This is a genomic window from Streptomyces wedmorensis (genome assembly GCF_000716445.1).
In the GTDB taxonomy this organism is placed as follows: domain Bacteria; phylum Actinomycetota; class Actinomycetes; order Streptomycetales; family Streptomycetaceae; genus Streptomyces; species Streptomyces wedmorensis.
Genome location: NZ_JNWK01000007.1, coordinates 208,392 through 234,245 on the forward strand (window position 1 = coordinate 208,392; position 25,854 = coordinate 234,245).

The 25,854-nt window shown below is 73.2% G+C and carries 23 protein-coding genes; 18 read left to right on the plus strand and 5 right to left on the minus strand.

Going from position 1 to position 25,854, the window contains the following annotated elements; genetic code table 11:
* Positions 1-398: 398 nt before the first annotated feature.
* The 6 genes from OO54_RS08665 (at position 399) to OO54_RS08690 (ending at position 7,133) form a co-directional block, all read left to right on the plus strand.
* Positions 399-1,490, plus strand: coding sequence for a GNAT family N-acetyltransferase (locus OO54_RS08665; RefSeq protein WP_033202225.1), 1,092 nt, complete (start codon positions 399-401; stop codon positions 1,488-1,490).
* 118 nt (positions 1,491-1,608) lie between these two features.
* Positions 1,609-2,937, plus strand: coding sequence for a glycosyltransferase family 2 protein (locus OO54_RS08670; RefSeq protein WP_033202226.1), 1,329 nt, complete (start codon positions 1,609-1,611; stop codon positions 2,935-2,937).
* Positions 2,934-3,743 (plus strand): polysaccharide deacetylase family protein, encoded by an 810-nt coding sequence (locus OO54_RS08675; RefSeq protein WP_033202227.1) that lies wholly within the window; start codon positions 2,934-2,936, stop codon positions 3,741-3,743. Before OO54_RS08670 ends, OO54_RS08675 begins: the two co-directional genes overlap by 4 nt.
* Positions 3,740-5,656 (plus strand): hypothetical protein, encoded by a 1,917-nt coding sequence (locus OO54_RS08680; protein WP_078905102.1) that lies wholly within the window; start codon positions 3,740-3,742, stop codon positions 5,654-5,656. Before OO54_RS08675 ends, OO54_RS08680 begins: the two co-directional genes overlap by 4 nt.
* Positions 5,653-6,075 carry a hypothetical protein gene (locus OO54_RS08685; RefSeq protein ID WP_033202228.1) on the plus strand — a complete coding sequence of 141 codons (423 nt, stop codon included), beginning with the start codon at positions 5,653-5,655 and terminating at the stop codon, positions 6,073-6,075. The genes OO54_RS08680 and OO54_RS08685 overlap by 4 nt, the downstream gene beginning before the upstream one ends.
* Complete coding sequence (locus tag OO54_RS08690; protein WP_200146616.1) at positions 6,072-7,133, plus strand: glycoside hydrolase family 26 protein; 1,062 nt, start codon at positions 6,072-6,074, stop codon at positions 7,131-7,133. The genes OO54_RS08685 and OO54_RS08690 overlap by 4 nt, the downstream gene beginning before the upstream one ends.
* A 16-nt stretch (positions 7,134-7,149) precedes the next feature.
* Here the strand turns inward: OO54_RS08690 and OO54_RS08695 are convergent, their stop codons facing one another.
* From OO54_RS08695 to OO54_RS08705, 3 genes are all read right to left on the minus strand, one after another.
* Positions 7,150-9,297, minus strand: coding sequence for a lipopolysaccharide biosynthesis protein (locus OO54_RS08695; protein WP_033202229.1), 2,148 nt, complete (start codon positions 9,295-9,297; stop codon positions 7,150-7,152).
* Positions 9,294-10,454, minus strand: coding sequence for a DegT/DnrJ/EryC1/StrS family aminotransferase (locus OO54_RS08700; protein ID WP_033202288.1), 1,161 nt, complete (start codon positions 10,452-10,454; stop codon positions 9,294-9,296). Before OO54_RS08700 ends, OO54_RS08695 begins: the two co-directional genes overlap by 4 nt.
* A gap of 224 nt (positions 10,455-10,678) precedes the next feature.
* Positions 10,679-11,557 (minus strand): RNA polymerase sigma factor SigF, encoded by an 879-nt coding sequence (locus OO54_RS08705; RefSeq protein WP_033202230.1) that lies wholly within the window; start codon positions 11,555-11,557, stop codon positions 10,679-10,681.
* A gap of 223 nt (positions 11,558-11,780) precedes the next feature.
* On the opposite strand from OO54_RS08705, the gene OO54_RS08710 reads away from it, so the two are divergent.
* From OO54_RS08710 to OO54_RS08735, 6 genes are all read left to right on the plus strand, one after another.
* Entirely contained in the window at positions 11,781-12,152 is a 372-nt protein-coding gene (locus OO54_RS08710; RefSeq protein ID WP_033202231.1) for an STAS domain-containing protein, read from the plus strand.
* A gap of 93 nt (positions 12,153-12,245) precedes the next feature.
* On the plus strand, positions 12,246-12,665 hold the full coding sequence (locus OO54_RS08715) for an ATP-binding protein (protein WP_033202232.1): 420 nt from the start codon (positions 12,246-12,248) through the stop codon (positions 12,663-12,665).
* A 155-nt stretch (positions 12,666-12,820) separates the two neighbouring features.
* On the plus strand, positions 12,821-13,501 hold the full coding sequence (locus tag OO54_RS08720; RefSeq protein ID WP_033202289.1) for a hypothetical protein: 681 nt from the start codon (positions 12,821-12,823) through the stop codon (positions 13,499-13,501).
* Positions 13,501-14,346, plus strand: a complete 846-nt coding sequence (locus tag OO54_RS08725) for a COG1361 family protein (RefSeq protein ID WP_033202233.1) — start codon at positions 13,501-13,503, stop codon at positions 14,344-14,346. Before OO54_RS08720 ends, OO54_RS08725 begins: the two co-directional genes overlap by 1 nt.
* A complete protein-coding gene (locus OO54_RS08730) occupies positions 14,343-15,404 on the plus strand; it encodes a hypothetical protein (protein WP_033202234.1) in 1,062 nt (353 codons plus the stop codon). The genes OO54_RS08725 and OO54_RS08730 overlap by 4 nt, the downstream gene beginning before the upstream one ends.
* A gap of 14 nt (positions 15,405-15,418) precedes the next feature.
* Positions 15,419-16,918, plus strand: a complete 1,500-nt coding sequence (locus OO54_RS08735; protein WP_033202235.1) for a hypothetical protein — start codon at positions 15,419-15,421, stop codon at positions 16,916-16,918.
* 84 nt (positions 16,919-17,002) lie between these two features.
* Here OO54_RS08735 and OO54_RS08740 read toward each other — a convergent pair whose 3' ends face one another.
* Positions 17,003-18,523, minus strand: coding sequence for a peptide MFS transporter (locus OO54_RS08740; protein ID WP_033202236.1), 1,521 nt, complete (start codon positions 18,521-18,523; stop codon positions 17,003-17,005).
* A gap of 429 nt (positions 18,524-18,952) precedes the next feature.
* Here OO54_RS08740 and OO54_RS08745 point away from each other — a divergent pair, with 429 nt between their 5' ends.
* Entirely contained in the window at positions 18,953-19,630 is a 678-nt protein-coding gene (locus tag OO54_RS08745) for a response regulator transcription factor (RefSeq protein WP_026058575.1), read from the plus strand.
* A 14-nt stretch (positions 19,631-19,644) separates the two neighbouring features.
* The gene (locus OO54_RS08750; RefSeq protein ID WP_033202237.1) at positions 19,645-20,916 is read left to right on the plus strand and encodes an ATP-binding protein; all 1,272 of its coding nucleotides are present in this window, start codon (positions 19,645-19,647) and stop codon (positions 20,914-20,916) included.
* 112 nt (positions 20,917-21,028) lie between these two features.
* Here the strand turns inward: OO54_RS08750 and OO54_RS08755 are convergent, their stop codons facing one another.
* On the minus strand, positions 21,029-21,553 hold the full coding sequence (locus OO54_RS08755; protein ID WP_026058576.1) for a GtrA family protein: 525 nt from the start codon (positions 21,551-21,553) through the stop codon (positions 21,029-21,031).
* A 175-nt stretch (positions 21,554-21,728) separates the two neighbouring features.
* On the opposite strand from OO54_RS08755, the gene OO54_RS08760 reads away from it, so the two are divergent.
* The 4 genes from OO54_RS08760 (at position 21,729) to OO54_RS08775 (ending at position 25,634) form a co-directional block, all read left to right on the plus strand.
* The gene (locus tag OO54_RS08760) at positions 21,729-22,868 is read left to right on the plus strand and encodes a 5-(carboxyamino)imidazole ribonucleotide synthase (protein ID WP_078905104.1); all 1,140 of its coding nucleotides are present in this window, start codon (positions 21,729-21,731) and stop codon (positions 22,866-22,868) included.
* The gene (purE, locus tag OO54_RS08765) at positions 22,865-23,398 is read left to right on the plus strand and encodes a 5-(carboxyamino)imidazole ribonucleotide mutase (RefSeq protein ID WP_033202239.1); all 534 of its coding nucleotides are present in this window, start codon (positions 22,865-22,867) and stop codon (positions 23,396-23,398) included. The genes OO54_RS08760 and purE overlap by 4 nt, the downstream gene beginning before the upstream one ends.
* Positions 23,395-24,591 (plus strand): dipeptidase, encoded by a 1,197-nt coding sequence (locus OO54_RS08770; protein ID WP_033202240.1) that lies wholly within the window; start codon positions 23,395-23,397, stop codon positions 24,589-24,591. The genes purE and OO54_RS08770 overlap by 4 nt, the downstream gene beginning before the upstream one ends.
* A 119-nt stretch (positions 24,592-24,710) precedes the next feature.
* Complete coding sequence (locus OO54_RS08775; protein ID WP_033202241.1) at positions 24,711-25,634, plus strand: membrane dipeptidase; 924 nt, start codon at positions 24,711-24,713, stop codon at positions 25,632-25,634.
* Positions 25,635-25,854 lie beyond the last annotated feature (220 nt).

Genomic DNA, 25,854 nt, shown 5'->3' on the forward strand with positions numbered 1-25,854 from the left:
CGACTGGGTCGGACTCCGTCGAGGCGGCCGGAACGGCGTCGGGCTGGGGGACGGCGTTCGCCGGGACGGCGGTATGACGGTCGCCGCGGTTAACACGGTTCTCCGCACGTCGTACCTCTTCTCCGAGCCGGCCGGTGATCGACGATCATGGACACTAAGAGTGCTGATGTGACTGCGCAAGGCATCTGAGTCGACGTCAGGAGTACTGCGTCAACTCGGAGTTGGTGGCGTTCAGCAGGAACGAAGTGCTCCGTGCCTGGTGCTGGCGGATCGGCTTCGTCCCGGCCACCCTCGCCCCCTCCGTGACCCAAAGGGCGAGTATGCCTGCCGAGGAGGGGTTCGGGCCGGTACCTTCCTGTCCTGGCAGCACTCAGGGGGTAGACCGGGGGGTCGGCAGGGTGAGCGCATTCCGTGTGCGGATCGTGAGGCCGGGGGAGCTGAGCGGGCGCGAGATCGAGGCGTGGCGGACACTGCGTGCGGCGTCCGGCGCCCCCGCGAACCCCTTCATGGAACCGGAGTTCACCCGGGCCGTCGCCGAGGTGAGGCCCCGGTCGCGGGTCGCCGTGTGGTGGGAGGGGGACGAGCCGGTCGGCTTCTTCCCGTACGAGAAAGGCCCGTTGGGCCAGGGCCGGGCCATCGGCTTCGGCGTCTCCGACAGCCAGGGCGCCGTCCTGCGGCCCGGACTGCGGCCGGCCGCGCGGGCGGTCTCGCGGGCCTGTGGGATCGCGATGTGGGAGTTCGACAACCTGGAGGACGGCCAGCTCGTCTTCGCCGGCGCCGCCACCGAGTCCTTCGCCTCGCCCGTGATCGACGTCGGCGAGGGGTACGCGGCCTACGAGGCGCTGCTGCGCGTCCAGTCGCCCAAGTTCCTGAAGACCACCCTCGCCAAGGAGCGCAAGCTCGGCCGCCAGGCGGACGGCGAGGTGCGCTTCGTCTTCGACGAGCGAGACCCGGCCGCCCTGCGCACGCTCATGGAGTGGAAGTCCGCCCAGTACCGGCGGACCGGGCGCGGCGACCGCTTCGCCAAGCAGTGGATCACCACCCTCGTCCGGCGCCTCCACGAGCAGCGCACGCCCGGCTGCTCCGGCGTCCTGTCCGTGCTGTACGTGGGGGAGCGGCCCATCGCCGCCCACTTCGGACTGCGCTCCGGGACGGTGCTGTCCTGCTGGTTCCCTTCGTACGACCCCGAGTTCGCGAAGTACTCGCCCGGCCTCGTCCTGCACCTGCGGATGGCCGAGGCCGCCGCGGCCGCCGGGATCGGGCTGCTCGACCTGGGGCGCGGCGACGCCGAGTACAAGGACGCGCTGAAGACGGGCGAACTGACGGTGTACGAGGGGGCCGTGTTCGTCCCGGGAGCCCGAGCCGCCCTCCACTGGCTCGGGCGCGAGCCCGCCCGCCGGGCCCACAGCTTCGTCCGCAGCAGGCCCGCGCTCGCGGCCCGGGCCCGGACCACTCTCAACGGGGTCGCCCGGCTGCGGGGAAACCGTTAGCCGCGGCCTGCCGGTGACGCCGTCCGTGGTGGTTCCGGCGTTATCGGCGCGGCCGTGCCCGCCGCATCCGTAGTCGTCGAGCCCGTGCCCGCCGCCGTACCTCCCTAGGGGATCCCCGTTGAGCAGCCGACCACCCCACCCCCAGTCCCTCCCCCCAGCCCTCTCCGTCGCCGAGCTCGATCTCGCCGCGCCCGACGGTCCCGCCCTGTCCCTCCGTCCCGCGCCCGGCGGGCCCGCCCTCGTGCCCGGAGACGTCTACGCGCTCGTCCGGGTCGAGGGGCGCCCCGCCGCCACCGTCCTGGGCACGGTCGCGGAAGGCGACGACCCCGCCGAGGTGCTCACCGCCCTCGCCCGCGAGCGGCTCGCGGCGACCGGGCCCCGCGCCGACGCCGAGCGCCTCGCCGCCGTCCGGCCGCTCGCCCGGCCCGATGTCCTCGCCCGGAACCGGAAGGGGCTCACCCCGCCCCGTACGGCCGTGATCGTCGCCACCCGCGAGCGCCCCGAGCAGCTCGCCCGCGCCCTCGACTCGCTCCTCGCCCAGGACCACCCCGACCACGAGCTGATCGTCGTCGACAACGCGCCCCGCACCACCGACACCCACGACCTGGTCACCAAGGAGTACGCCGGCCGCGTCCGGTACGTCCGCGAGGACACTCCCGGCCTCGCCGTCGCCCACAACACCGGCGCGGCGGCCACCGACGCCACCGTCCTCGCCTTCACCGACGACGACGTGATCGCCGACCCGCACTGGCTGACCGCCCTCACCGAGCCCTTCGCAGCCGACCCCGGGCTCGGCTGCGTCACCGGCCTGATCCTGCCCGCCCGGCTGAGCACCCCCGCCCAGATCCTCCTCGAATCGCACGGCGGCTTCGCCAAGGGCTTCGCGCCCCGCCTGTACGACCCAGCCGAACCGCCCGCCGATGAACCGCTCTTCCCCTTCACCGCGGGCAGCTTCGGATCCGGCGCCAACATGGCCTTCCGGGCCGCAGCCCTCCGCCGGGCCGGCGGCTTCGACCCGGCGACCGGCACCGGGACCCCGGCCAGGGGCGGCGACGACCTGTACGCCTTCGTCGCCGTCCTCTCCGCCGGCTTCCGCCTCCGCTACACCCCCGAGGCGCTCGTCTGGCACCACCACCGAGAGACCTGGCAGGACGTGCGGAACCAGGCGTACGGCTACGGCGCCGGTCTCACCGCCTACCTCACCGCGACCCTCGTCCGCCGCCCCCGCATGCTGCCCGCGCTCCTCACCCGGCTGCCGCGCGGCCTCGCGCACGCCCGCACGATGACCGCCCAGCGCGGCGGCGGGCACGAGGGGCAGGGCGTCCCCGGCGAGCACGGCACCCACCACCACCCCTGGCCCCGCAGCCTCTCCCGGCTGGAGCGGCGCGGCATGCTCTACGGCCCGATCGGCTACCTGAAGGCCCGCACCCAGGGAGGGAAGCGATGACCGGTGTGCCCGTCCACACCCGGATACCCGTCCTCCTCTATCACGCCGTGATGGAGGACCCGCCCGACTGGATCGCCGAATTCACCGTCTCGCCCAGGGAGTTCGCCTCCCAGCTCGACGCGATCGTCGCCAGCGGCCGCACCGCGATCACCGTCGGCGCCCTCGCCGCGCACCTCGCCGCCGGGGCCCCGCTGCCGCCCCGCCCCGTCGTCCTCACCTTCGACGACGGCTTCGCCGACCTCGTCGGGCCGACGGCCGAGGCGCTCGCCGCCCGCGAGCTGCCGTCCACCGCGTACCTGACCACCGGGGCCATCACCCCGGGACGGCCGTGTCTGCTGCCGCCCGCGCCGATGATGACCCTCGACCAGGCGCCGCGCCTGGAGAGGTACGGGATGGAGGTCGGCGCGCACACCGCCACCCACGCGCAGCTCGACACATTGGCCCCGGCCGCGCTCCGGCGCGAACTGCGGGAGTCCAAGGCGGTTCTGGAGGACGCGCTCGGCCACGAGGTCCGGCACCTCGCCTATCCGCACGGCTACAACAGCCCGGCCGTCCGGCGGGCCGCCGCGGCCGCCGGCTACACCTCGGCCGTCGCCGTCCGGCACGCGCTGAGCTCCGGGAACGACCAGATCTACCGCATCGCCCGGCTCATCGTGCGCCGCACCCACACCGTCGCCGACGTCGAGGGCTGGATGGAGGGCCGCGGCGCCAGGACGGCGCCGTACCCGGACTCGCTGTCCACCATCGGCTGGCGGATGTACCGGCGGACACGCGCGCTGGTGCGCGGAGCGGAGTTCGCGGGATGACGAACCACCTCTCTCCCCCGACGCCGACCGGAGACGTGCGGCCGGCGCCCGCCGGGGACCACGGCGCCGCGTCCGAGGCGCGGACGCGCCGCGCCGCGCTGCCCGACCTCGCCCTGCTGCCCCCCGTCCTCCTGGTGTTCGGCCTCGGCCTGTGGGCGCTCGCCCTGCCCGGCATCGACTTCCGGACCATGGACGACTTCGGGCTCCTGGACCGGCTGCCCGCCGCGTTCTACGCCTCCCTGCTCGTCCTCACCGCCGGGTTCCTGGTCGCGCTGCGCCGCGCCGGGACCTCGCCGGGCTGGCCACTCGCCTACTGCGTCGCGCTGATCGTCGCGCTCAAGGCGGCCCCGGCCGTGCTGTACGACTCCGTGCGCTACCCGTGGGCGTCCAAGCACGACGCCGTGGTCGACGCGGTCCTCGCGGCCGGCGAACTGCGGCCGAACGCCGGCCTGTCCGGGAACATGTCCGCCTACGAGCAGTGGCCGGGCTTCTTCACCCTGAACGCGGCGCTCGTCCGCGCCTTCGGCGTCGAGTCCACGGCCGTCTACCTCAACTGGGCGCCGATCGTCCTCGGCCTGATCGCCCTGCCCCTGCTGGTGCTGATCTACCGGACCTTCGCCGAGGACTGGCGGCTGGTGTGGACCGCCGTCTGGATCTTCCAGCTCGCCAACTGGGTGGGGCAGGACTACCTGGCGCCGCAGGGCCTCGCGTACCTGCTGCACCTGACCGTGCTCGCCGTCGTGCTGCGGCACTTCGTGCGGCCCGGCTCGGCGGGACGGCTGCGCGACCGCGCGTACCTCGACCCGGCCGCGACCGCCGTGCCGCCGCCCACGGGGGTGCGCCAGCGCGCGATCTGCGTGCTGATCCTGTCCCCGGTGATCTTCGCGATCAACGCCGTCCACCAGCTCACGCCGGTCATGCTCTGCGCCGCCCTGTTCGTCCTCGCGCTCACCCGCCGGTACCGCAACTACGGCCTGCTCGTCGTCGCCGGGCTGCTGATGCTGACCTGGAACCTCACCATGGGCCGGCCGCTGTTCCTGGAGACCCTCGGCACGCTGCGCCAGTCGCTCGGCGAGCTCACCGAGAACTCCCGCGCCGGATACGCCGGACAGCTCACCGGCCCCGGACCCGAGCTGGCCGGACGGGCGAGCATCGCCATGGCCCTCGCCGTCGTCGTGCTCGCCGGGATCGCGGTGCTCTGGCGCCGCCGGCTGACCCGCAGCGCCCTGCCGCTGCTGCTCGTCTCGGTCGCCCCGGTGCCGCTGTTCGTCGTGAACGACTACGGCGGCGAAATGCTCTTCCGGGTCTATCTGTTCGGACTGCCCGGCGCCGCGTTCTTCGCCGCGGCCGCGCTGGTGCCCGCCACCGCGGGCACCCATCGCAGTCGCGCGAGCGTCGCCCGGCGCCGCACCGCGGCCGTCGCCCTGCCGGTCGCCCTGCTCGCCCTGACGGCCGGCTTCCTGCCCGCGTACTACGGCAAGGAGGCGATGTACTACACCCCGCCCGCCGAGACGGAGCTGGTCACCCGCGCCATCGACCGGCTGCCCGACGGGGGTCTGCTCCTCGCCACCTCCGGGTCCTTCCCGCAGGCGCTGCACCGCTACGACCACGTCGAGCACTGGTTCTTCGCCGAGCAGGAACTGCCCGAGAACGAGCGGATGCTCGCCGACCCGGCCCGCTACCTCGCCGACGGGATCCCGCCGGGCGTCACCGCCCACGTCGTCCTCACCCGGACCCAGGACGTCTACACGGCCGGCGAGGGACTGCTGCCGCCCGGAGGCTTCGAGACCCTGCGCAGCCGGCTGAAGGCGTCCCCGCTCTTCAGGACCGTCGAGGAACGCCCGTACGGAATCGTCCTCGCCTACACCCCGGCCCCGAAGGGGGCCCCGGCCAGCACAGGCGGTGCACCGTGAACACGACCCGGAACCGGATCAGAGGGGTCGTCGCCGTCTCCGGTTGGCTGGCCCTCGCGGCGAGCCTGCTGCCCGGCGGCTCACCCCTGCGCTGGCTGCCCGTGCTGCTCTTCGTCTGCCTCGGGCCGGGCCTCGCCCTGCTCCATCCGCAGCCGAGCGGACTGCGGCCCGGCGCCCGTCTGGAGGCGTTCGCCCTGGCCGCGCCGATCAGCCTCTCCCTCGCCTCGCTGACCGCCACCCTCCTCTTCCTGGTCGAAGGGTTCTCCGTGACCGCGTTCCTCGTCCCGCTCGCCGCGTTCACCACCGCCGTCGCGCTGCTCCCCGGTCTGCCGCTGCCCGCCGCCACCCGCGGCGCGGTCGAGCCCGAGGGCACCGCGTCCTTCCGGTTCCGCAAACGAGGGCCCGGTGACGGCCGATGACCGCGCGGCACGCCGGGGGCGGGGCCGCCGGGCGGCTCGCGGTGGCGCTCGCCGCCGTCGGCGCGCTGACCGCCGGCATCGGGGTGTGGGCGACCGTGGCCGAGGGAGACGACGGGTGCGCGGTCGACTCCCGGCTCGTCGCCCCGTGCGGGGCCTGGTGGGGCGCGTACATCCCGTACGACGAGGACAGTTCGCTGGTCCGCCCGGTGCACGCCTTCGAGAAGAAGATCGGCCGCCGCCTCGATCTCGTCTACACGTACCACGACATGTCCGGCAACGAGCTCGACGGGACGCTCCTCACTCCCGACGAGCGGGCCCTCGGCCGGGACCGCATGCTGATGCTCGCCTGGGAGTCCACGGTGTGGAAGGAGCCCCACCACGCCGGCTACACCGAGACCCAGCTCGGCTGGCGGAACATCGCCTCGGGGCGGTACGACACCGAGGTCATCGACCCGCAGATCCGCCGCGTCAAGGCCTACGGGAAGCGGGTCTTCCTCGCCTTCGACCAGGAGGCCGACGCCCGGATCAAGGAGGGGGCGGGCACCCCCGCCGAGTACGTCGCCGCCTACCGCCACCTCCGCGACCGGTTCGAGCGGCTCGGCGCCGACAACGTGGTCTGGGTGTGGACGGTCTCCGGCTACCTCGGCAGCGCGGACGCGATGAAACGGCTCTACCCCGGCGACGACTACGTCGACTGGATCGGCATGGACCAGTACAACTACTACCTCTGCCACGGCACGGAGGACTGGCGGGACTTCGACGAGAGCCAGCGCCCCGCCTACGACTGGCTCCGGGAGAACGTCTCCGCGGACAAGCCCGTCATGCTCTCCGAGTTCTCCACCGCCCCCGACCCCCGGCGGCCCGAGCGGCAGCGCGACTGGTACACCGCGATCCCGGAGGTGGCGCCGACGCTGCCCGGGGTGAAGGCGTACGTGCACTGGAACCGGGCCGTGCCCGGGCCCGGCTGCGACCTGACGGTCGACTCGGGCCCGGGCCTCGACGGGTACCGGATCGCCGGGCGCGACCCCTACTTCCGGCAGGACGTGCCGGGCCGCTGAACCGTCGGGGGGCGGCTCAGCGGCGGCCCGCCGCCAGACCGCGGACGGCGCAGACCGCCATGGTGGCCCCGGTCAGGCCGAGGAAGAGCGGCAGCGGGGCGGCGGCGAAGGCCTGCTGGCCCGCCCAGCCGGCCCAGACGAGAACCCACACGACCCCTACCGTGACCCGGTCGGCCGTACCGAGGACGCGCAGGAGCAGGGCCACGAGCAGCAGGCTCAGCGCCTGGAGCGCGACCGGGGTCACCGCGGCGGCGAGCCCGCCGGCGTCCCCGAGGAGCCCCGCGCCGGGGCCGCCCGCGGGGGCGGGCCGCAGCCCCAGGAGGGGAGGGGCGGTGTGGAGGGCGAGGAAGGTGGCGAGGAGGACCGCTCCGGCGAAGAAAGGCCGGAAGGCCCTCAGGCCGACGGCGGCGCCCTGGAGGGCGACGAGCAGCAGCCCGGCGACGAGCGTGCCGGGCGGGAGCGCCGTCAGCAGGCCGGTGCCGGAGAGCCGGTCCACGGCCGCCTCGCCGGAGCGGGCGAGCGGCAGCCAGAAGAGCCCCGCCGCGAGGCCGAGCAGCAGCCACGACCCGGCCGCCCACCGGTCCGGGCCGGCCGTCGCCTCGACGGAAGCCGGCCGGGCCGGCGGGGACGCGGACGGCGTCGGGCGAGGGTTCCCCACCGGCCCGTCGGCGTCCCGGGGGACGTACACGGGGATGCCGAACGCCGGCGTCACCGAGTCGTGCGCACCGCGCAGATAGGCGCTCTCCCGCGCCCAGTTGGTGCCGTAGCCGTCCTCCGCGCGCTCCTTCGTCCGCGTGACGTCCCGGGGCCGCTCGGCCGGCACCCGGCCCTTGAGCGCGGCCCGCAGGCCGGGGACGCAGGCCACCGCCATCAGGGTCATCGAGCCGAGGACGGCGTATCCAGCGCCGGAGATGCCGAGGGGCCCGAGGAGGACGACGGCGCTGCCGAGGACCAGGGCGCACATGGCGCCCTGGAGGACGGCGAGGACGCCCGTACGGCCCTGGACGCGCAGCACCCCGATGTACAGCTCGACGGCGACCCGGGGCAGCGCGGCGGCGGCGAGGAGCCGGAGCACGGTCGTGCCGTTCTCGGCGTAGTCCGCGCCGAAGGGGGTGAGGAGGAGCGGGGCGAGGACGACGAGGAAGAGCACGACCGGGACGAGCAGCAGCACCATGCGGCGCAGCGCGCCCCGCACGCCCTCGGCGAGGGACTCGGGGCTGTGCGAGGCGTGCGCGGTGAGCGAGGAGGCCATGTTGATGGCCATGAACTCCATGGTGCCGCCGACGGTGTACGCCGTGTAGAAGAACGCGTTGTGGGCGGCGTCGAAGCGGACGGCGACCATCACCGGCAGCAGGTTGATCATGGCGAGGCTGAACAGCGCGCCGACGGAGTCCCCGGCCATGAAGCGGCCGATCTCGCGCAGGCCGGGCGGCTCGCGGTCCCGGTCGGCGCGGGCCTGCCGGGGGATGAGGCGCCGGAAGACGAGCCAGCCGAGCGGCACCACGGACAGGGCGATCGCCGCCGACCAGGAGACGAAGACGCCGAGGACGGGCAGGCCGGCGGCGAGGACGACGAGCAGGACGAGCTTGCCGAGCGAGAAGACCGCGTTGCCGACCGGGACCCAGATCGCCCGTCTGAGGCCGGTGAGGACGCCGTCCTGGAGGGTGAGCAGCGCCCAGCCGACGCAGGAGGCGGTGAAGAAGAGACCGGCGGACAGGGTGCCGAGTGGGGCGTACGAGGGCCCCCACCGGTCCAGGGTGAGCAGGAAGACACCGCAGGCCAGCGCGACGACGACGGTGCTGACCAGGTACATCCGCAGCACGAGGGGCCCGGTGGCGCGGCCGGCGCGGGGCACGTAGCGGACGACCGCGCCGATCATCGTGGTCGCCGTCAGCGAGGCCAGCATCCGCTGGGCGGCGATGGCTGCGGAGCCCTGCCCGACGGCCTCCTCCGAGTAGTAGCGGGCCGCTACCAGCCAGAAGCCGAGGCCGAGGGCCGCCGAGACGCCGGTGGAGAGCATGAGGGCGTAGGCGTTGCGGAACATCGAGCCCTCGCCCGAGCCGTCCTCGTCGGCGCCGCCGGCCGGGGGCGGCGGGGTGGCCGGGGGGTCCTCGGACGCCGGCCGGTCCGCCCCCCGGGGCCGTACCGTCTCCGTCTCCGTCACAGGGCGCCGCCGGGGACCGCCGAGGGGTGGTGGGCGGGGCGGATGCCGGCGGCGCGCAGCACGGCGAGGGCCTGCCGGGCGTGGCGCGGGTCGACGGGCAGGGCGTGCCGGGCGAACCAGGCGGCGGGGCCGGGCGCGGGAGAGGGGTCGGTGAACGTCTCGCCGGCGTAGCTGTCGAGCGGCGGGTCGTAGAGGTAGCCGGTGGTGATCCGGTGCCGGGCGAGGGCGGCGGCCGCGGCGTCCCGGTCGTCGACGAGCAGCGGCACGCGGAAGAGCGGCTGCGCGGGCTCGTCGGAGGCCGTCCCGTACTCGCCGGCCTGGAGGAGGGCGGTGCCCTCGCGGTGGGCGGCGAGGACGGTGTCGAGGCGCTCCAGCCTGCGGGCGGTGCGGCGGAGCCGGCCGGGGCCCGGCCTGAGCCGGTAGTCGTGCATGTCGACCCGGACCCAGGAGTGGAAGGGGTCGAGGGCGGGCGCGGCCGGCAGGGCGCGGGCCAGTTCGTCGGCGCGCAGCGGCATCCGGATCTCCTCCCGTTCCTCAAGGCCGAGCAGCCGCATGGTCGTCCGCGCGGCCTTGACCAGGCGCAGTCCGCGCACGGTTGCCTCGGCGTACGGCCTTACGAGGTAGGCGAGTTCGGCGGTGGCGCGGGTCGGCCGGAGCAACGCGTCGCGGGCGGCGGCGAGTTCCTCGCGCAGCGCCGGGTCGGCGAGGGTGAGGAAGCCGCCGGTCTTGGCGGCGGTGTGCTTCGAGAGGCTGAAGACGGACGCCTCGCCGTACGTGCCGACCGGGCGTCCGCCGACGGTGGAGCCGATCGCGTGGGCCGCGTCCTCGATCAGCGGGATGCCGAGCCGGTCGCAGTGGGCGCGCAGTTCGGGTGCCGGGTCCGGGTTCCCGTACAGGTTGGTGGTGAGGACGGCGGAGAGCCCCTGCCAGACGGACTCGGGGATCGCCGCCGTGTCGACCGACCCGTCGCGGGGATCGAGCGGCGCCTGCACCGGGCGGAGGCCGGCGGCGAGGGCGACGAAGAAGATGACGTCGTCGTTGACGGGTGACATCAGCACCCGGCCGCCGGGTTCGCACCACCGGCGCAGTGCGAGATAGAGACCGAAGCGGCACGACGGCACGTAGAGGCATTCCCTGCCCCCGAGCCGGCCGCGCATGCGTTCTTCCAGTTCCGCGTACGCAGACATCCTGTGATTCCCCCCTGAACCCCGGGCTCAATGTCGCCCAATTCGGACGGCACGTCAACAAGACCCCGTGGTGCCGTGGCCGGCGGGGTCCGCCGCGGTGCGACCGGTCGTGCGGAAGGGCCCGTCCGTGGTCGGCAGACCGTGAACGGGCCCTTTCCGGGGCCATTTTGGCGGCTCGGGGGAGCCGGTGGGGGTCATTCCTCCAGAGTGAGGCCCCGGCGCAGCCGGGCGAGGGTGCGGGAGAGCAGCCGGGACACGTGCATCTGGGAGATGCCGAGCTCGTCGCCGATCTCCGACTGGGTCAGTCCGGAGACGAAGCGGAGGGAGAGGATCTGCCGTTCGCGTTCGGGAAGCGAGGCGATCATCGGCTTGAGGGAGGCGATGTACTCGATCCCGGTCAGGCCGTGGTCCTCGTAGCCGAGCCGGTCGGCGAGCGCGGCCTCGCCGCCTCCGCCGTCCTCCTCGTCGGGCTGGGCGTCGAGCGAGGTCGCGGTGTACGCGTTGCTCGCCGTCATGCCCTCGACGACCTCCTCGGGGGAGATGCCGAGCGCCTCGGCGAGTTCGGCCGGCGTCGGGGCGCGGTCGAGGCGTTGGGCGAGCTCGTCGCCGACCCTGGCGAGGTCGAGCCGGAGCTCCTGGAGCCGGCGGGGTACGTGGACGGACCACGAGGTGTCGCGGAAGAAGCGCTTGATCTCGCCGATGATGGTCGGCATCGCGAAGGTGGGGAACTCGACGCCGCGGGCCAGTTCGAAGCGGTCGATCGCCTTGATGAGGCCGATGGTGCCGACCTGGACGATGTCCTCCATCGGTTCGCTGCGGGTGCCGTAGCGGGCGGCGGCGAACCTGACGAGGGCCAGGTTGAGTTCGACGAGCGTGTTGCGGACGTACGCGTGGTCGTGGGTGCCCTCCTCGAGCTCCGCGAGCCGGGCGAAGAGCTGCTTCGACAGGGCGCGCGAGTCGACCGGGCCGATCCGGTCGAGGGGGACGTCGGCGGGTACGTCGAGGGGCAGGGGGCGGGTGAGCGCTGCCGACGGCGCGTCGGGGGTACGCGGGGCGTCGAGCCGGGGTGACATGGGTCTCCTTCGTCGGGGTGTCTGCTGCGGTTTGCGGCGCCTCCGAAGCCGGTCGTGTCGGGTGTTCTCTTCTAGCCCTACCTGCTCGAAGGTGATCGTTGCAAGTGCCAATAATCCGTTTCGTACCGATATGTGTGAGCCCATGTGTGCAAGGAAGGCCACCCCGCTTGTAGGGTTCGACGCACGTCAGTCGGCATCCGCGAGAGCGAGAAGAGGCACGGGCATGGACCGCCAGCACATCGGCAGCGCGCAGCCCGCACGGCTGCGGGTCGAGGCCCGGACCGTGGACGCCGCGAGCGAACTCTTCACCCCTGTGGGTGAACTCGACCACCACACCGCCGAACTGCTGCGTGCTCCGCTCGACGACGCGCTCGACGCGGGCCGCTCCCGGCTCGTCGTCGACTGCTCGGGTCTGGAGTTCTGCGACTCGACCGGGCTCAACGTGCTGCTCGGCGCCCGGCTGCGGGCCGAAGCGGCCGGTGGCGGGGTCCATCTGGTGGCGATGCGGCCCCCGGTGGCCAGGGTGTTCCACATCACGGGCGCGGAAGCCGTCTTCACCGTCCACGAGACGCTCGCCACGGCGCTCCCCGGCTGAGGCCCGCGTCACCCCGGCACCTCCGGCGCCACCCGCACGTCCCGCCCCTCTGTCTCGTCCCTCTGTCTCGTCAATCGGTGAGGTGAAGCGCTGATGGACCACGATTCCGACGTCCGTACGCTCGCCCTCGGCGAGACCAGCGGCACCGTGCCGCTCGCCCGGGACTTCACGCGGACGGCCCTCCAGGAGTGGGGCTGGCTGCCCGCGGCCACCGCCGACCGCAGGGCCGCGGCCGAGGACGTCCTGCTGGTCGTCTCCGAACTCGTCACCAACGCCTGCCTGCACGCCGAAGGGCCCGAGCGGCTCCGCGTCCTGCGCCTGGCCACCGCCCTGCGCCTCGAGGTCACCGACCGGGGCGCCGGACAGCCCGCGCCGCGCACCCCGCACCGCTCCGGCCGGCCCGGCGGCCACGGCATGTTCATCGTGCAGCGGCTCTGCCTCGACTGGGGCATCGACCGGACCCCCGGCTCCCCCGGCAAGACCGTCTGGGCCGAACTCGCCGCACCCGCATAGGGCCCGCCCCGCGGGCCGGGTGGGAGCCCCCCCGGGACTTTCACCTTCTCTCTTCCTTCGCGCTTCTTCCCTCCGTACGGCCTCAGGCGTACCTTGACGCCCAATCTGAAAGACCGTCAGCTATGTTGCGGTGAGGGGTGCTCGGGGTGTCCAAGGTGCCGAACCGGAGGAGAACGACCGCCGCGCTCACCGCGGCGGCCGCGATGACGGGCGCGGCCGTACTGGCCTACGCCCCCGCCGCCCAGGCGGCCGTCGTCGACGTCGACTACGCGTGTGAGACGAAGATCGGGCCGAAGAGCGCCGTCTCGCCCGTCGACATCAAGGCCGTCAAGAGCGGCAACGGCTACACGATCACCATGTCGTTCGAGAAGGGCGTCTCCGACAGCCCGATCGAACTCCCCAAGGGAGTCATGACCCCCCGCGCCGAACTCGTCCTCGGCGGCGACGCGACCGGCACGGTCAAGGTCAAGGGCACCCCGAACACCGCCGCCATCCCGCCCGACACCCCCATCGGCATCGGCACCCTCACCGGCACCTTCACACCGAAGAAGAACGGCAAGGTCACCTTCACCGCCGGCACGCTGATCGTGCACGCGCTCGGCATGGACGCGGCCACCTGCACCCCCAAGAACAACCCCAAGCCGTCGCTCGAACTCCAGGTCACCGGAGTCTCCGGCGGCACCGACACCCCGCCGCCCGCCGACGATGGCTCCGGGGACGAGCTGCCCAGGACCGGCCCGCTCGACTCCGCCATGGCCCTCGGCACCCTCGGCGGCACCGTCCTGCTGACCGGCGCCGCCGGAGTCCTCTGGCTCACGCGGCGCACGGCACGCTGATGCGGGCGGCGGCGCGCTCCGGGCTCGTCGCCGCCGCGACCGCCCTCGTCGGCGTGGTCGCGGCGGCGCCCCCCGTGGCCCAGGGCTGGACGGCGGCGCCCCCCGCGGCCCAGGGCTGGACGGCGGCGCCCGCCGCCGGACGGCCGTACGCCTATCTGGAAGGCCCCGCGGGCAGCGTCCTCCAGGACACCCTGTCGGTGACCAACCCGGGCGCACGGCCGCTCACCGTCCGCCTCGCCGGGCAGGGCGCGCCGGTCGCCTTCGCCGCGCGGACCGTGACCGTGCCGGCCAGGACCAGGGCGGACGTGCCGTTCGCCGTGACCGTCACCGCCGACACCCCGCCCGGCGAACACCGCGGGACCGTGCGCGCCACGGCCGCCGGACGGGAGGTGCGGGTGGACCTGCGACTGCGGGTGAACGGCCCCAGGCTCGCCGCGCTCACCGTCGAGGACGTCCGCGTCGACGCCGGAACCCTCCACTACACCCTGGTCAACCGGGGCACCACGGTCCTCGCCCCGACCCTCGCGGTCCGCGCCGAAGGCCTCCTCGGCACGGTCCTCGACCGGCCGGACCGCCCCCTGCGGCTCACCCTCAGGCCCGGCGAGCGGGCCGCCCGCACCGAACCCTGGCCCGACCCGCCCGCCCTCGACTCCGTCACCGTCCGGCTGACCGCCACCGCCCCGGGCGCGGCCCCCGCCACGGCACGCGCCGAAGCGGCCTTCGCCTCGGGCCCCGCGCTCGCCGCCGTGGCCGGCGTGCTCCTCGGCGCGGGCGGCGGCGCGTGGACCGTACGGCGGCGACGGCGGTCCCGTACCGAGCGAGCCCCGCAGGGAGCGACACCATGAGGACGATCCGAACGGCCGCCGCCCTGCTGGCGGTCCTCGCCCTGGCACTGCTGCCCGCGGCCCCCGCGGGCGCCGCCCCCGGGCCGGCCGTCGAGCTCTCGCAGCCGGAGGGCGGCAAGGGCGGCGAGATCACCGTCAGCGGCAGCGGCTGGAAACCCGGCGCGCTGCTCATGCTCCTGATCTGCGGCCAGGCCGCCCCCGGCAAGGGCGTCATCGGCGGCACCAACTCCTGCGCCAACACCGACGGCCGGGCCGCCACCGTCGACGCCCGGGGCGCGTTCAGCGCGAAACTCCCGGTCGCCGAACCGCCCAAGCCCTGCCCCTGCGTGGTGCACGTCGCCGGCGTCACCGGACAACAGGACGCCGTCGACCGGGAGTTCACCGTCGCCGGACACCCGACCGCGCCGCTCCCCGAGGCCTCGGGCGACGGCCGGCTCGCCGTCCTCGCCGCCGCCCGCCTCGACGGCTCCAGCGGCCTCCTCGTCTGGTTCGGCGCGCCCCCGCACCGGGAGGTCGTCTTCACCGTCGGCAACCTCGGCTCCGCCCCCGTCCGCGACCCCGTCTTCGAAGTCGGCACGAGCCACGGCGTGTTCGCCCCGCAGTACGAGGAACGCCAGTGGCGCGGCACGATCGCGCCCGGCCGGAAGGCCGTCGTACGCCTCCCGGCCGAACTGACGGCCGGCGCCCACGGCGACTACCAGGTCTCCGTGCGGTACGCGGGCAAGGTCCTGGTCGAGCAGCCCTGGGGGGTCGGCCGGCCCTGGGGCGTGACGCTCTTCTGGGCGCTGCTCGCCGTCGTCGTACCGGCGGCGCTGTTCCGGATCGGGATGGCCGTGGTGGACAGGGTCCGCCCGGCGGCCCGCCCCGCCGGGACGCCCGCCCGCCCCCGCCGGACCCGGCCCCGACCGAGGATCCGGCCCCGTACCCCCGTCCCCGCCGCCCCCGCACCGGGCACCCCGGGAGACGACGAACCGACCACGGTCCTGCCGTGGTTCAGCCCTGACTCCGCACCGTCAGCGCCAGAGAGCAGCAGCCCGACGACGAAGGGACAGGTGTGAGTACGCAACGGAGGATGAGCGCGGCCGGGGTCGCGCTGATGCTCGGCGGCGCGGGGATTCTGTATGCCGCCGGCCCCGCCCAGGCCGCCGAGATCTCGTACAAGACGGAGTGCATCCCGCCCTCCATCTCCGGACTCCCGCCCGTGCAGGGCACCACGAAGGTGCTCATCACCGCACCGGCGGAGGCCAAGGTCGGCGACGAGGTCGAGATCGTCTGGAAGACGGTCCAGGCCGCGTCGAAGAACCCCGACGTGCTCGACCTCGGCCAGGACACGGTCAAACCGACCGGCGTCCTCACCGTCGGCGGCGCGGCGACCGGCACCGTCGCCGTGGAGGGACCGCGGCAGAACCCGCCGATTCCCAAGAACAGCCCGATGGTGCTGCCCGACATGAAGGGCAAGCTGAAGCTCGACAAGGCCGGCGACATCACCCTCACCCCCGGCAAATACACGATCAACGTCTCCAAGCCCCTCTCGACGGACACCAAGTGCTCGCCGAAGGAAGCGGTGCCGGTCGGCGCGACGATCAAGGTCACGGACGGAAGCGGCACGACGTCCGGCGGCACCACGACGTCCGGCGGCACCACGTCGGGCGGTACGACCACGACAGCGGGCGGTACGACCACCACGTCGGGCGGTACGACGACGTCGGGCGGTACGACCACCACCGGCGGCACGAGCACGACCGGCGGCACGACCACGACCGGCGGCACGAGCGACGCCGGCGGCACCGCGACCTCCGGCGGCACGAGCACCACCGGAGGGGAATCCAACAACACCGGCGGCTCCGCAGTGACCGCCGGCGGCGGTACGGGCGGCTCGACGTCCTCCTCCGGCGGAGGCTCCGGCGGGGGCGGCGGACAGACCGACTTCCCCGGCAAGGAGGTGAAGGTCGCCTTCGCCTGCCAGTCCCCCGGGCCGCCGGCCATCGACTCCAAGGTGACGATCAACGCCAGGAAGAACGGCGAGGTCTACGACCTCACCGTCAAGACGGCCAAGGGCGTCATGAAGAGCCCGGCCGCCCTCCCCAAGGGCGCCCTCACGCCCTCCATGTCCGTCAGGATCGGCGGAGCCGACAGCGGCACGGTGAAGGTCACCGGCGCGCCCAACCCCACCGACCTCGCCAAGGACGCCCCGGTGAGCCTGGAGGACATGAAGGGCACGTACCGGCCCGGCGCCACCGGGAAGTCGACGCTCAGCCCCGGCACGCTCACCATCAAGGTCACCCTCGGCGCGGCCGTGCTGGAGATCCCCTGCCAGGTCAAGGGCGCCGTGGCGGCCTCCCTCGAACTGGACACCAGCAAGCAGGCGGGCGGCGCCTCCGGCGGCTCGGACGGCGGAGCCGGGACCGACACCGGCGGCGCGGGCACCGGCGGCTCCTCCGGCGGGAACCTCGCCGAGACGGGCGCCGAGCACGACGGCGCGCTGCGCGCCCTCGCCCTGGTCGCGGGCACGGTCATCCTGCTCGGCGGCGCGGTGTTCACCTTCACCCCCTGGGCGCGGCTCAGGAGGTGAGGCGGCGGCGCAGGCCGCACCGCACACGGCGAAGGCCGCCGCACCGAACCGGTGCGGCGGCCTTCGGCCGTACGAGGGGAGGGGTCAGTGGACGCTGCCCATGAGCCCCTGGACCTTCTTGCGGTACATGAAGATCGCGAATCCGGCCGCGACGGCGAGTGCCGCCTGCAAGGCGATGATCCCCGTCCCGTTGAGGTCGACGCCCGCGATGGAGAGCAGACCCGTGGTGCAGTCACCGGCGGTGACGGCGAGGAACCAGACACCCATCATCTGGGAGGCGTACTTCTGCGGCGCCATCTTCGTGGTGACGGAGAGGCCGACGGGGGAGAGGCACAGCTCACCGATGGTCTGGATCATGTAGATCGAGACGAGCCACATCGGGGAGACCTTGGTGCCGTCGCCCGCCATGTTCATCGGGACGATGAAGACGAAGAAGGACGCGCCGACCAGGACGAGGCCCATCGCGAACTTCACGATGGTGTTCGGCTCCTGGTTCTTGCGGGCCAGCCACAGCCACAGCCAGGCGAAGACCGGGGCCAGCGCCATGACGAACAGCGGGTTCAGCGACTGGTACCAGGTGGCGGGGAAGCCGAGGCCGAAGATGGTGTCCGCGGTCTTGTCGTCGGCGAACAGGGAGAGCGTCGAGCCACCCTGGTCGTAGATCATCCAGAAGATCGCGGCGGCGACGAAGAACCAGATGTAGCCGGTCACGCGGGACTTCTCGCCCGTGGTCAGGTCCTTGTCGCGCTTGATGCGGGCCAGGACGGCGACCGGGATGATCAGACCCGCGAGGGTGATCGGGACCATCGCCCAGTTCAGGGTGTACATGCCCAGGGCGACGACGGCGCCGTAGAAGACGGCGATCACGACGGCCACGACGGCGACCTTGGTGATGACGGCCTTGCGCTCGGCGGCGGACAGCGGGTTCGGGACCTCGCTGCTCTTCGGGTTCAGCGTCTTGCCGAAGGCCAGGAAGACGGCCAGGCCGAGGCCCATGCCGACGGCGGCGAGGGCGAAGCCCAGGTGCCAGTTGACCTTCTCGCCGACGGTGCCGATGACCAGCGGAGCGAAGAACGCGCCCAGGTTGATGCCGATGTAGAAGAGCGTGAAGCCACCGTCACGACGCGGGTCGTCCGCGCCCTTGTAGAGGTGGCCGACCATCGTCGAGATGTTGGCCTTCAGCAGACCGGAGCCGACCGCGACGAGCGCGAGGCCGACGAAGAACATCGCCTGGCCGGGGATGGCCAGCGAGACGTGGCCGAGCATGATCACGGAGGCCGCGATCGCGACGGTCTTGCGGGCGCCCCAGACACGGTCGCCGAACCAGCCGCCGGGCATGGCCATGAGGTAGACCATCGAGACGTAGACGGAGTAGATCGCCGTCGCCGTCGCCGCGGTCATCGCGAGGCCGCCGCCCTGGCTGCCCGTAGCGGCGTCCACGCCGCCGGAGACCAGGTACAGAACGAGAAGGGCCCTCATGCCGTAGTAGGAGAAGCGCTCCCACATCTCGGTCATGAAGAGGGTGGCCAGACCACGGGGGTGGCCGAGGAAGGTCTTCTCGTAGCCGAGGGGTTCGGCCGAGTCCTTCGTCAGGCTGGACGCCATGTCGATCCTTGCTCTGTCGGGACGCACGCCTTGTGAGCGTGATGCGCCCGGTGGGGGAGGCCGGCACCGGCGGAGTCGGTCAGGACTCAGCCGGGATCCACGCTCCGGGAGGTGCGTCTTCGCTTCCCGGAACCCGGCCCACAGGTCATTCGCCGTCATCGAGGGTGGCAGTGCCCACCTCTACGCAGAAAGAGGACCTCGGCGCGCGAAGCTGGCCAAAGGTCCCCGAATACCGCTACTGACGTCTCGCCACCATACGACACGACAGTGCCGGATATGGAAGGACTTGAGAGATGGATCACAGGTCGGGGCGCAACCGCACAAGGCCATTCGAAGGTCATGTGCAAGATACCCACAAGATCCCCAGGGGTCGCCCCGGCCGAGCGGATCCCGCCCCGGCCCGGCACCCGTGCGGACTACCATCACCCCATGACCCGTGTACTGCTCGCCGAGGACGACGCATCCATCTCGGAACCGCTGGCCCGCGCCCTGCGGAGAGAGGGGTACGAGGTCGAGGTCCGCGAGGACGGCCCCACCGCCCTCGACGCCGGACTCCAGGGCGGGATCGACCTGGTCGTGCTGGACCTGGGCCTGCCCGGCATGGACGGCCTGGAGGTCGCGAGGCGGCTGCGTGCCGAAGGCCACACGGTCCCGATCCTGGTCCTCACCGCGCGGGCGGACGAGGTCGACACCGTGGTCGGGCTCGACGCGGGCGCCGACGACTACGTCACCAAGCCCTTCCGGCTCGCCGAACTCCTCGCCCGGGTCCGGGCCCTGCTCCGGCGCGGCTCCTCCGAGCCCGCCGTCGCGCCCGCGACCCACGGCGTACGCATCGACGTCGAGTCCCACCGCGCCTGGATGGGCGAGGAGGAGCTCCAGCTCACGGCCAAGGAGTTCGACCTCCTGCGCGTCCTCGTCCGCGACGCCGGCCGCGTCGTCACCCGCGACCAGCTGATGCGCGAGGTCTGGGACACCACCTGGTGGTCCTCCACCAAGACCCTCGACATGCACATCTCCTGGCTCCGCAAGAAGCTCGGCGACGACGCCGCCAACCCGCGCTACATCGCCACCGTCCGCGGCGTCGGCTTCCGCTTCGAGAAGAGCTGAGCCACCGTTAAGCCATGCGCCGCCGTCTGATCAACTCCACGCTCGCCGTGGTGCTCGTCGTCATCGCCGTGTTCGGCGTCTCGCTGGTCCTGGTGGAGACCCGGACGATCTCGAACAGCGCTCAGGAGAGCGTCGACTCGGAGGCGCTGAGGATCGTCTCGATCGTGGACAGCCGGCTGATCGGCGGGGAGCCGGTCAACCCGGACATCCTCGCCGAGCAGAGCGGCGCCAAGAGGTACGCCCAGATCCGCATCCCCGGACGGTCCACGATCGAGATCGGGACCCGCCCCGAGGGCGACGTCATCCGGGGCCTGGCCGAGGGTGAGCGCGGCGAGACGGTGGTCGTCGAGGAGTCCCGGTCGACGGTCACCGCCGAGGTCGGCCGCACCCTCCTGATCATCGGCGCCGTGGCGCTGCTCGCCGTCGTCGCCGCCGTCCTCCTCGCCGTACGGCAGGCCGACAAGCTGGCGTCGCCGCTCACCGACCTCGCCGAGACCGCCGAACGCCTCGGCTCCGGGGACCCGCGGCCCCGGCACAAGCGGTACGGGGTCCCCGAGCTCGACCGCGTCGCGGACGTCCTCGACGCCTCGGCCGAACGCATCGCCCGGATGCTCACCGCCGAGCGCCGGCTCGCCGCCGACGCCTCCCACCAGCTCCGCACGCCCCTCACCGCCCTCTCCATGCGCCTGGAGGAGGTCGCCCTCGCCGACGACCTGGACACGGTCAAGGAGGAGGCGACGATCGCGCTCACCCAGGTCGAGCGGCTCACCGACGTCGTCGAGCGGCTGCTCACCAACGCCCGGGACCCGCGCACCGGCTCCGCCGTCGCCTTCGACCTCGACGAGGTCGTCAAGCAGCAGATCGAGGAGTGGCGGCCGGCCTACCGCAGCGCGGGACGGGCCATCGTGCACTCGGGGAAGCAGGGCATGCGGGCCGTCGGCACCCCCGGCGCGGTCGCCCAGGTCCTCGCCGCCCTGATCGAGAACTCGCTCATGCACGGCGGCGGCACGGTCGCCCTGCGCACCCGGGTCACCGGCAACCAGTCCGTCATCGAGGTCACCGACGAGGGACCCGGCGTCCCGGCCGACCTCGGCGCCAGGATCTTCGAGCGGGCGGTCAGCGGCCGCAGCTCCACCGGCATCGGCCTGGCGGTGGCCCGAGACCTCGCGGAGGCGGACGGCGGGCGCCTGGAGCTGCTCCAGCAGCAGCCGCCGGTCTTCGCGCTCTTCCTGAGCCGCGAGGTCAGAAGCCTTTCGGACGGACCGTCGGAGCGCCCGGTCCGCTGACGGCGCGCGCGGTCCCGCGCGGGTGAGCCCGCGCACGCGACCCGGCGCACGTGGTCCCGAACACGCGAAAGGGCCGGTCCGCGGACGGACCGGCCCTTTCGGGAAGGGGGGATCAGACCCGGTCGGGCTGGCGGCGGGTCGCCTGGCGCGGGGCGTGCTCCAGGAACGATTCGGCGGCCTGCACCGCCTCCTTCTCCTCCGGAGCGGGCAGCGCGCGGAACACCCAGGTGCGGTAGGACCAGAAACGGAAGATCGTGCCGACGCCGATGCCGAAGAACTTGAAGAAGTTGCTCTGCAGCGAGCTGTCCCAGCCGAAGCCGTACGTCGCCGCGTACAGCACGCCGTTCTCGATCACCATGCCGATGACGCTGAACAGCAGGAAGAGGGAGAGCTCACGGGCGCGCCCGGACTTCTCGCGGTCGCGGTAGGTGAAGTACCGGAAGCCGATGTAGTTGAAGGCGATGGCGACGACCGTGGCGATCAGGCTCGCGCGGACCACGGGGAGCTCCGTGGTGTTGCGCACGAGGTTGAAGACACCCATGTTGACCAGGACGCCGAGGCCGCCGACGGCCCCGAATTTCACCACCTCGCGGGCGAGCTGGTTCAGCTTCGTGCGCAGCGCGCCCGGTTCACTCATGGTGATGGCCCGTTTCATCAGTTCATATGACGTCCGGGTGACGTCAACCAAACCATGCTAACCAGCCGGTCCGGTGATCGTCCTCCGCCCGCCGAAACTGTGAGCCTTCCCCGTCCCACCTGTGCCAACACACAGCCGCGTGAGTGATCAAAGCTTGTGCAGATACCCTAAGAGGGTGACGTTCCCCGTAGTAGGCATGGTCGGCGGCGGTCAGCTCGCGCGTATGACCCACGAGGCGGGCATCCCCCTCGGCATCAAGTTCAAGCTCCTCAGCGACACCCCGCAGGACTCCGCGGCCCAGGTGGTGAGCGAGGTCGTCATCGGCGACTACCGCGACCTGGACACGCTGCGTGACTTCGCGCGCGGATGTGACGTGATCACCTTCGACCACGAGCACGTCCCCACCGAACACCTGCGGGCCCTCGAAGCGGACGGCATCCCCGTCCGCCCGGGCCCCGACGCGCTGGTGCACGCCCAGGACAAGGGGGTGATGCGCGCGAAGCTCGACGAGATCGGCGCCCCCAGCCCCCGGCACCGCATCGTGGCGGACCCCGCGGACGCGGCGGCCTTCGCCGCCGAGGTCGGCGGCTTCCCGATCATCCTCAAGACCGTCCGCGGCGGCTACGACGGCAAGGGCGTCTGGTTCGTCCGCACGCCGGAGGACGCCCGCGACCCCTTCCTCGCGGGGGTCCCGGTCCTCGCCGAGGAGAAGGTCGACTTCGTCCGCGAGCTCGCGGCGAACATCGTCCGCTCCCCGCACGGCCAGGCCGTCGCCTACCCGGTCGTCGAGTCCCGCCAGGTCGACGGCGTCTGCGACACCGTGATCGCGCCCGCGCCGGACCTCGACGACGCGCTCGCCGGCCAGGCGCAGGAGCTGGCGCTGCGGATCGCCAAGGAGCTCGGCGTCGTCGGCCACCTCGCCGTCGAGCTGTTCCAGACCACGGACGGCCGCATCCTCGTCAACGAGCTGGCGATGCGCCCGCACAACTCCGGCCACTGGACGCAGGACGGGGCGGTCACCTCGCAGTTCGCCAACCACGTCCGGGCGGTTCTCGACCTGCCCCTCGGCGATCCGCGCCCGCGCGCGCCGTGGACCGTGATGTGCAATGTCCTGGGCGGCGACTACCCGGACATGTACTCCGCGTACCTGCACTGCATGGCCAGGGACCCGCAGCTCAAGATCCACATGTATGGCAAGGACGTGAAGCCCGGCCGCAAGGTGGGGCACGTCAACACCTACGGCGACGACCTGGACGACGTGCTGGAGCGCGCGCGTCACGCCGCCGACTACCTGCGAGGAACGATCACCGAATGAGCCCCGCCACCGCCCCCGTCATCGGCATCGTCATGGGATCGGACTCCGACTGGCCCGTCATGGAGGCCGCGGCCCAGGCCCTCGACGAGTTCGAGATCCCCTACGAGGTCGACGTCGTCTCCGCCCACCGGATGCCCCGCGAGATGATCGCGTACGGCGAGGAGGCGGCGGGCCGCGGCCTGAAGGCGATCATCGCGGGCGCGGGCGGCGCCGCCCACCTGCCCGGCATGCTGGCCTCCGTCACCCCGCTCCCCGTCATCGGCGTGCCGGTGCCGCTGAAGTACCTCGACGGCATGGACTCGCTGCTCTCCATCGTGCAGATGCCGGCCGGCGTGCCGGTCGCCACGGTCTCCGTCGGCGGCGCCCGGAACGCGGGCCTGCTCGCCGCCCGGATCCTCGCCGCGCACGACCCCGAGCTGCTCGACCGGATGCGCGAATTCCAGCAGGAGCTGAACGACCAGGCGACCGAGAAGGGCAAGCGCCTGCGGGCCAAGGTAGAGGGCGCGGAGTCGTTCGGCTTCGCCAAGTGACCGCGGCGGACCGCCTCGCGGAGGCCCGGGAACTCCTGGCCTCCGCCCCCGTCGTCGACGGCCACAACGACCTGCCGTGGGCGCTGCGCAAGCACGTGCGCTACGACCTCGACCGGCTCGACATCGCCGCCGACCTGACCGGTGCCCTCCACACCGACCTCGCCCGGCTGCGGGCCGGCGGCGTCGGCGCCCAGTTCTGGTCCGTGTACGTGCCGGGCCGGCTGGCCGGCGACAACGCGGTCAGCGCCACCCTGGAGCAGATCGACGTCGTCGACCGCCTCCTGGAGCGGTACGCCGCCGACCTCGCCCCGGCCCTCACGGCGGACGACATGGAGGCGGCCCGCGCGCAGGGCCGCATCGCCTCCCTCAAGGGCGCCGAGGGCGGCCACTCGATCAACAACTCCCTCGCCACCCTGCGCGCCCTGCACACCCTGGGCGTGCGGTACATGACGCTCACGCACAACGAGAACAACGACTGGGCGGACTCGGCGACCGACGAGCCCGGCGTCGGCGGCCTCACCGCCTTCGGCCGGCAGGTCGTCCGCGAGATGAACCGCTCCGGCATGCTCGTCGACCTCTCGCACGTCGCCGCCGGCACCATGCGGGACGCGCTCGACGCCACGGCGGCGCCGGTGATCTTCTCGCACTCCTCGGCCCGTGCCGTCTGCGACCACCCGCGCAACATCCCGGACGACGTCCTGGAGCGGCTGCCCGCCAACGGCGGCGTCGCGATGGCCACCTTCGTGCCCAAGTTCATCCTCCCCGCGGCCGTCGAATGGACCGCCCGGGCGGACGACAACCTGCGCGCGCACGGCCGCGACCACCTCGACACCACTCCCGAGGCCATGCGGATCCACCGCGCCTTCGAGGAGGCGAACCCCCGCCCCGTCGTGACCGCGGCCACGGTCGCCGACCACCTCGACCACATGCGCGAGGCCGCCGGCATCGACCACATCGGCATCGGCGGCGACTACGACGGCACCGCCTTCACCCCCGCCGGCCTCGACGACGTCGCCGGCTACCCCAACCTGATCGCGGAGCTGCTCCACCGCGGCTGGTCCCACCGCGACCTCGCCCGGCTCACCTGGTCCAACGCGGTCCGCGTCCTGCGCGACGCGGAGGCGGTCTCCCGCGACCTGAAGAGCCGTACCGCCCCGTCGAACGCCACGATCGACGTGCTCGACGCGGCCTGAGGCCTCACCCGGACGGCGTACTCCGCCGCGCCCCCCGAGGGGGCCGGTGGCACGGTGGACGGTACTGCCCCGCCGCTCTCGGCGGGGCGGTACTGCATCGCCGAGTTCGGAGTAAGACCATGGCGGAACTGCTAGACGACCATCCCACCCTCTCCACCGTCCCTGCCGCCGCCGGCGAGCTCGCCCCCCCGGAGCCACCGCCGCCGCTCGACGAGACGGCCCGGGCACGGGCCATCCTCGCCGCCCAGCCCGTCACCGAGGGGCACGCCGGACTCCCCAGCTCGCTCGACCCCGAGGACCTGCCGCCCGTCCGCGCCGCCGAGGTCGGGGCTCAGCTCTGGTCGCTGCTCGTGGAGGCCGACGAGGGCATCATCGGGACCCTGCGGCGGATCGACGCCGTCCGGGCCCTCGTCGCCGCCTGTCCGGAGGACCTGAGGCTGGCGTACACGACCTCGGAGATGGCCCACGCCCGCAACTGCGGCCGCGTCGCCGCCCTGCTCGGGCCGGTCGGCTGGACCGCCCTCGGCGGCTCCGCGGCCACCCTGCGGGCGTACCACGCGCTCGGCGTACGGGCCGTGAACCTGACCAGTTTCGACCGATTCGCCCGTGACGCGGTACGGGAGATGAACCGCATCGGCCTGGCCGTGGACCTCTCCGGCGCCGACCAGGACACGGTCCGCCGCACCCTCGCGGTGACCCGCGCCCCGGCCCTGCTGACCCGGGCGGCCCCGGAAGGACTGCCGGACGACGTGCTGAGCCTGCTCGGCGCGAACGGCGCCGTCTGCATGGTCACGGTGACCGACGACACGGCCGCCGTCGCCGACGTCCTCGACCGGGTGCGGGCCGGGGCGGGCGCGCACTGCGCGGGCGTCTCGCACACCACCGACCCGGACACCGGCTACGTGCCGCTCTTCGCCGAGCTGCTCCGCCGGGGCTGGACCGCGCAGGAGCTGGTCGGGCTCGCGCACGCCAACGTCACCCGGGCGCTGCGCGAGACGGAGTTCCTGGCCCGCACGAACCGCATCCGTCCGGCCGCGGCCTGACCGCAGGGAGACGAGGAGGGGCGCACCGCCGGGCGGTGCGCCCCTCCTCGTCGTAACGGACACCCCTAGGGCCTGTCCGGCGGATCAGGGCCGGACAGGCCCTGGGGGGCGTCTTGCCGCCCCCTAGACGAGTAAGTCCGAAGTCTTCGGGCGCATGAAGCGAGGGTCTCGTTGGTCCGTTTGTGACGACAGACCTCGAAACCCTCGCGACAGCACTGTA